General features: G+C 65.8%; 5 protein-coding genes. 2 read left to right on the forward strand and 3 right to left on the reverse strand.

All coding sequences use genetic code 11. The features are described from left to right. Positions 1-72: 72 nt before the first annotated feature. Both WBF82_RS07535 and WBF82_RS07540 read left to right on the forward strand, forming a co-directional pair. Positions 73-915, forward strand: coding sequence for an aldo/keto reductase (locus WBF82_RS07535; protein WP_424382432.1), 843 nt, complete (start codon positions 73-75; stop codon positions 913-915). Positions 916-921: 6 nt separating this feature from the next. Next, complete coding sequence (locus WBF82_RS07540) at positions 922-1,767, forward strand: aldo/keto reductase (RefSeq protein ID WP_424382436.1); 846 nt, start codon at positions 922-924, stop codon at positions 1,765-1,767. Here WBF82_RS07540 and WBF82_RS07545 read toward each other — a convergent pair. The 3 genes from WBF82_RS07545 to WBF82_RS07555 all read right to left on the reverse strand — a co-directional run. After that, a complete protein-coding gene (locus tag WBF82_RS07545; RefSeq protein ID WP_424382433.1) occupies positions 1,764-2,486 on the reverse strand; it encodes an HNH endonuclease family protein in 723 nt (240 codons plus the stop codon). The two genes, WBF82_RS07540 and WBF82_RS07545, sit on opposite strands and share 4 nt — an antisense overlap. Continuing rightward, positions 2,483-4,705: an ATP-dependent DNA helicase RecG gene (gene recG, locus WBF82_RS07550; protein WP_424382434.1), complete on the reverse strand. Its 2,223-nt coding sequence runs from the start codon at positions 4,703-4,705 to the stop codon at positions 2,483-2,485. Before recG ends, WBF82_RS07545 begins: the two co-directional genes overlap by 4 nt. 2 nt (positions 4,706-4,707) lie before the next feature. Then, positions 4,708-5,840 (reverse strand): DAK2 domain-containing protein (locus WBF82_RS07555; RefSeq protein ID WP_424382435.1); only part of this gene is annotated, 1,133 nt, incomplete at its 5' end.

Below are 5,840 nucleotides of genomic sequence, written 5' to 3' on the forward strand. Positions count from 1 at the left end.
CTCTGCAGCCGACCGGCCCACCCGCTCGGCGCTTTGATCTGCAGGTCCGGCGCGGCTGGCAGACTTCGTGTCATGGCTAGTCCCTTGCGTCCCTCGGTCCGACTGAACGACGGTAATTGCATTCCCACCGTCGGTTTCGGCGTATTCAAGATTCCGCCCGCGGACACCGAGCAGGCGGTGGGCACCGCGCTGCGCGCCGGTTACCGCCATATCGACACCGCGGCAATGTACGGCAACGAACGCGAAACTGGCCGCGCGGTCGCCGGGTCCGGCGTGCCCAGAGACGAACTCTACTTGGTTACCAAATTGTGGAACGCCGACCACGGCTACGACAGCACGCTGACGGCATTCGAGGCCAGCATGGATCGGCTGGGGATCGATTATCTGGACTTGTACCTCGTGCACTGGCCGATGCCCCGGCGCAACAAATTTGTCGACACCTTCAAGGCCTTCGCTCATTTGCGCGACCAGGGCCGGATCCGGTCCATCGGGGTCAGCAATTTCGAACCCGAGCACCTAAGTGTGCTCATCGATGCCACCGGGATCGTTCCGGCCATCAACCAGGTCGAGCTGCATCCGCGGCTGGCGCAAACCGAGTTACGGGAAGTGCACGCCCGGCTGGGCATTGCGACGGAGGCGTGGGGACCGCTCGGGCAAGGATCATTGCTGACTCATCCGGCGATCAACGGCATCGCCGAAAGCCGCGGCCGAACACCCGCCCAGGTATTGATTCGGTGGCATATTCAGCTGGGTAATATCGTGATCCCCAAGTCGGTGAACCCTACGCGGATTGCGAGCAACTTTGACGTGTTCGATTTCGAGCTCAGCAGCAACGACATGGCGTCAATCTCTTCGCTCGACGATGGCAACCGGCTCGGCCCTGATCCACGAACCTTCGACTTCACAGGCAGGTGAATGACGTTGACCGGCGAGTCGAGCGTATCGGTTCCAGCTATAGCGCTCAATGACGAGAACACGATGCCGGCGCTTGGCCTCGGCGTCGCCGAATTGTCCGACGACGAGACCGAGCGCGCGGTATCGGCGGCGCTGGAAATCGGGTATCGACTGATCGATACCGCTTCGGTATACGGCAACGAAGCCGCGGTCGGTCGCGCGATCGCCGCATCCGGGATACCTCGCGCGGAGCTATTCGTCACCACCAAGCTGGCCAATGCCGACCAGGGCATCACCGCCACTCAGCACGCGTGCCGGGCCAGCCTGGAAAGGCTCGGCCTGGACTACCTCGACCTCTACCTAATCCACTGGCCGGCACCGCAATTGGGTAAATACGTGGACAGCTTCGGCGGACTGATCCAGTTACGCGGCGACGGCCTCGTGCGCTCGATCGGCGTGTGCAACTTCGCCGAGGAGCACCTGACCGACGTCATCGACCTGACCTTTGTCACCCCTGCGGTCAACCAGATCGAACTGCACCCGCTGCTCAACCAGGCCGAGCTGCGGGCGGTCAACGCCGCGCACAACGTCGTCACCGAGGCTTATAGCCCGCTCGCGGTCGGCAGGTTGCTGGATAACCCGACCGTGACCTCCGTCGCCGCTGAATACAGCCGCACCCCCGCGCAGGTGCTGATCCGATGGAGCCTGCAGCTGGGCAATGTGGTGATTCCGCGATCGGCCAAGCCCGAACGCATCGCCACCAACATCGACGTCTTCGATTTCGAGTTGGCCGCCGAGCACATGGACGCACTCAACGGTCTCAACGACGGCACCCGGGTGCGCGAGGATCCGCTGACCTACACCGGAATCTAGCTGGGTTGTCCGGCCGGGCAGGTGGCCGTGGCCTGACGCAGCGCATCGGCGGACGCCTGGTCGATGGGGAGCCCATAACCGCGCGACACCGCGATGTACTGCATGGCGTATTGGCACCAGAACGCGTTGTTGGGTGGCATCCACAGCGCCGGCTGAGAATCGCCTTTGTCTTCGTTTGCCTTGCCGTCGACCGCTAACAGGTTGGCAGGATCGTTGGCGAAGCGCACCCGCTCGGCGGCCGGCCAGTCGTAGGCCGCCATGTCCCAAGCCAACGCGAGCGGCACGATGTGGTCGATTTCGACCGAGGCCCCGACGCCGGCCCCGCGATGAAAGTTGATGGTGGCGCTGGTGTACGGGTCGTGCAGGGTGCCCGTTTCGACCGCCGTGGGGCAGCGCTTGATCCACACGTACGTCTTGTCGACCAGGTCGCGGTCGAGAATGTCATCGCGAGTGTCGCATCCGTTGTGCCCGCCGGGCGCGTCGTTGTCGTCGGTCCAGGCGTCGCCGTAGGCCGCACGGCGATAGTCGTAGCGATGGATTCTGGCCGGTACCACCGTGATTCCAGCCAGCACGTCGACGCCGGGCGCCACGGTCGGAACGTCGGCCCGAGCGGCGAACTCGCGCGCACGGTCCCCCTGTGATGTCACCGCCACCTGATAGGCGACCAGCACGGCGAGCACCGCAATCGCCGACAGCCACAACAATGTCTTTCGCGTCATGACTTGTCCAGGTAGGCAATGCGTTCGGTTCCGGTGAACGGCGCGGCCAGCAGCGCCAATCCGGGGTTGGCGGGTTCGTCGTCGTAGACCTGCTCGCAGAACTCCCGGGCGGCTTCGATGATGTGCCGGTGGTTGATCAGCGACAGCAGTTGGAGCGTGATCGCACGCCCGGACTGGCTGCGACCCAGCACATCCCCTTCGCGGCGTTCCTGGAGATCCAAGTCGGCCAACGCGAACCCGTCGAGTGTCCCGGCGACGGCGCTCAATCGCTTGCCTGCCCGCGAATCCGGCGCCACCCAGCTCGCCAGCAGACATACGCTCGCGTGCGTGCCCCGGCCGATGCGGCCCCGCAACTGATGCAACTGGCTGATCCCGAACCGGTCGGCATCCATAACCAGCATCACGGTCGCGTTCGGCACGTCGACGCCGACTTCGATGACGGTGGTGCACACCAGCACATCGATGTCGCCGGCGCGAAACGCCGTCATCGCGGCGTCCTTCTCCTCGGCGGGCAGCCGCCCATGCATGAGTCCCAGCCGCACACCGGCCAACTGTTCGCAGCGCAGCCGGGCGAACAGCTCTTCGGCGGTCGCCGAAGGCCTTCCGTCCTGCTCGGTCTGGCCGCTGGTATCGGTCTCGTCGATCCGCGGCGCCACCACGTAGGCCTGGCGTCCCGCGGCAACCTCTTCGACGATCCGCCGCCAGGCCCGGTCCAGCCACGCCGGCTTGTCCTTGACGAACACGGCGGTGGTGGTGATCGGCTGCCGGCCGCGAGGAAGCTCGCGCAGCGTCGACGTCTCCAGGTCGCCGTAGACGGTAAGAGCCACCGTCCGCGGTATCGGCGTTGCGGTCATCACCAACAGATGCGGCGTGATCCCGGCAGGCGCCTTGGCCCGCAACTGGTCTCGCTGTTCGACGCCAAACCGGTGCTGCTCGTCGACGACCACCATGCCCAACTGGTGGAACTCGACCGCGTCTTGCAGCAGTGCATGGGTGCCCACGACGATGCCGACCTGACCGCTGGTGATCTCACCGCGAACTTGTTTCTTTTGAGCCGCTGACATCGAGCCGGTAAGCAACGCCACTCGGGTGGCATCGTCGGCGCCGCCGAGTTGGCCGGCCATCGCAAGTGGCCCAAGCACCGAGTTGATCGACTGGAGATGTTGTGCAGCAAGGACTTCCGTTGGCGCCAACAGCGCGCACTGATAGCCGGCGTCGACCATCTGTAGCATCGCCAGCACCGCGACGATCGTCTTGCCAGACCCCACCTCACCTTGCAGCAACCGGTTCATCGGGCGGGTGGAACCGATTTCAGCAGAAAGCACCTCCAGCACCTCACGCTGGCCGACGGTCAGCTCGAATGGCAACCGCTGCAGGAGTTCTTGCTTCAGCCCATCCGCACGCGCTGACGCCGCCGGCCCGGACTGGGACAGTTCGCCGTGCCGCCGGCCCACCAGCGCCCACTGCAGCCCGACGGCCTCGTCAAACGTCAAACGTTCACGGGCGCGCCGCCGTTCGGCTTCATTTTCGGCGAGGTGGATGGCACGCAGCGCCTCATCTTCAGAGACCAAATTGTGTTGGGCGCACAGCGCTTTCGGCAACGGGTCGGCCACCGGCTCGAGAACCTCGAGCACCTGCCGGACACAGTTGAAGATGTCCCAACTTTGCACTTTGGTACTGGCCGGATAGATCGGATAGAACTTGCGCTCAAACGCCTCTTGCAACACTTCGCCGCTGACAGCCTGCGAAGCGTGGGCGATGTTTTTCAGCGACCGGCTGCCGTGGTGTTTGCCGTCCGCCGAGTCCAACACCAGGAAGTCGGGATGAGTGAGCTGCATTGCTCCCCGGAAATACCCGACCTCCCCGGATAGCATGACGCGGTTTCCCTTCGCGAGCCGGTCCTGGATCCACGGCTTGGGGTGGAAGAAGGTGGCGGTGACCTTGTTCCGCCCGGAGCCGAGAGTGACACGCAACAGCTTGTCCTTGGGGCGCTTTTTAATTCGAATCAGCGCTACGTCGGTGATCTCGTCGACGAGGGTGACGTGCTCGCCTTCCGGGGGTCGCTCGTCGTCGACGCCGCGCACGCTGGTGCCCTCGACGTAGCTACGCGGATAGTGTCGGAGCAGGTCGTCGACGGTGCGGATACCGAACACCGCGTCGAGCGGGTTCGCGGCTTTGGCGCCAAGGGCGTAATCCAAGCGGTCACTGAGCGCGACCATGGCTACTCGACCCCGATCAACAGCGCGTCGCCGCGGTGCCCGGTGTGATAGGTCATCAGCTCGGTACCCGGGTGCCGGTCGTGTATGTGGGCTTGCAGCTTTTCGCCCACGGCAGCCGCGTCGGCATCCCCATCGATGTCGGCGCCCACCAGCACCGTCACCAACTCGCCACCGGCAGCCAACAGCAAATCGATCAACCCGATCGCCGCCGACGCCACGTCGGGCGCCACGATCAGCACCTCGTCGCCTGCGATGCCCAGGCCGTTCCCGGGCTCGCAGGCGCCAGCCCAGGTCAACGCCGTTTCGGTCGCGATGCGCACGGACCCATGCTTGGCTGCACCCGCGGCGCGGGCCATCGTGAAGCCGTCGTCGACGGCTGGCCGGCCGGGTTCGTGGACGGCAAGCGCGGCAAGCCCTTGCACCATCGATCCGGTCGGCAGCGGCACCACGTCGATGCCCCACCCGATGGCCGCGGTGCAGCCGGCGACCAGCTCCTCCGCGGCCAAATAGCCGTTGGGCAACACCATGACCTGCGCGGCTTCGGTGTCCACCACGGCGCGCAATAGTTGCTGTGCGCTGATGGCCGTCGTCGGCTCGGCAGCGTGTAGGCCGGGGCGCAGCACGCAGGCCCCCTCGCCGGCGAACAACTCCGCCGCGCCGTCGCCGTCGACGACCGCCAACACCGCGCGCTCCCGGGTCCAGCTGCCCGGCGGTAGCCCGCTGGCCGGGCCGGTCAGCGCCGAGATCTGGATCCGCCGCGGATGGCCGAACGCCAGACCTGCTTCGACGGCGGCCCCTGCGTCGTCGGTGTGGACGTGGACCGAATAGCCGCCGACGACGCCGGAGGTCGCGATGGCCACCGACTCACCCAGCTCGTCCAGCCGTTCGCGCAGCTGGTCGACGGCCTCGGAGTCGCACCCGCCCAGCAGGTACATCACCTCGAATTGCGGCGCAGGGGGTTGCGCGGCGGGCTCGATCGCTTGCGGGCGTGGGGACGGCTCGTAGAGGGTGCGGTTCGGCGCCTGCCCGGTGATCGTTGAGCGCAACGCGTCGAGCAGGACCAACAACCCGCGCCCACCTGCGTCGACCACACCGGCATCGCCCAGCACGTCAAGCTGCTCCGGCGTCTTTTCCA

Origin of the sequence: Mycobacterium sp. (assembly GCF_049673265.1) — a bacterium.
In the GTDB taxonomy this organism is placed as follows: Bacteria; Actinomycetota; Actinomycetes; order Mycobacteriales; family Mycobacteriaceae; genus Mycobacterium.

Bases quoted from the DNA above. Each gene is read 5' to 3' on its own strand.
- recG (WP_424382434.1), bottom strand. From the start codon at position 4,705: ATGGTCGCGCTCAGTGACCGCTTGGATTACGCCCTTGGCGCCAAAGCC.
- WBF82_RS07535 (WP_424382432.1), top strand. From the start codon at position 73: ATGGCTAGTCCCTTGCGTCCCTCGGTCCGACTGAACGACGGTAATTGC.
- WBF82_RS07545 (WP_424382433.1), bottom strand. From the start codon at position 2,486: ATGACGCGAAAGACATTGTTGTGGCTGTCGGCGATTGCGGTGCTCGCC.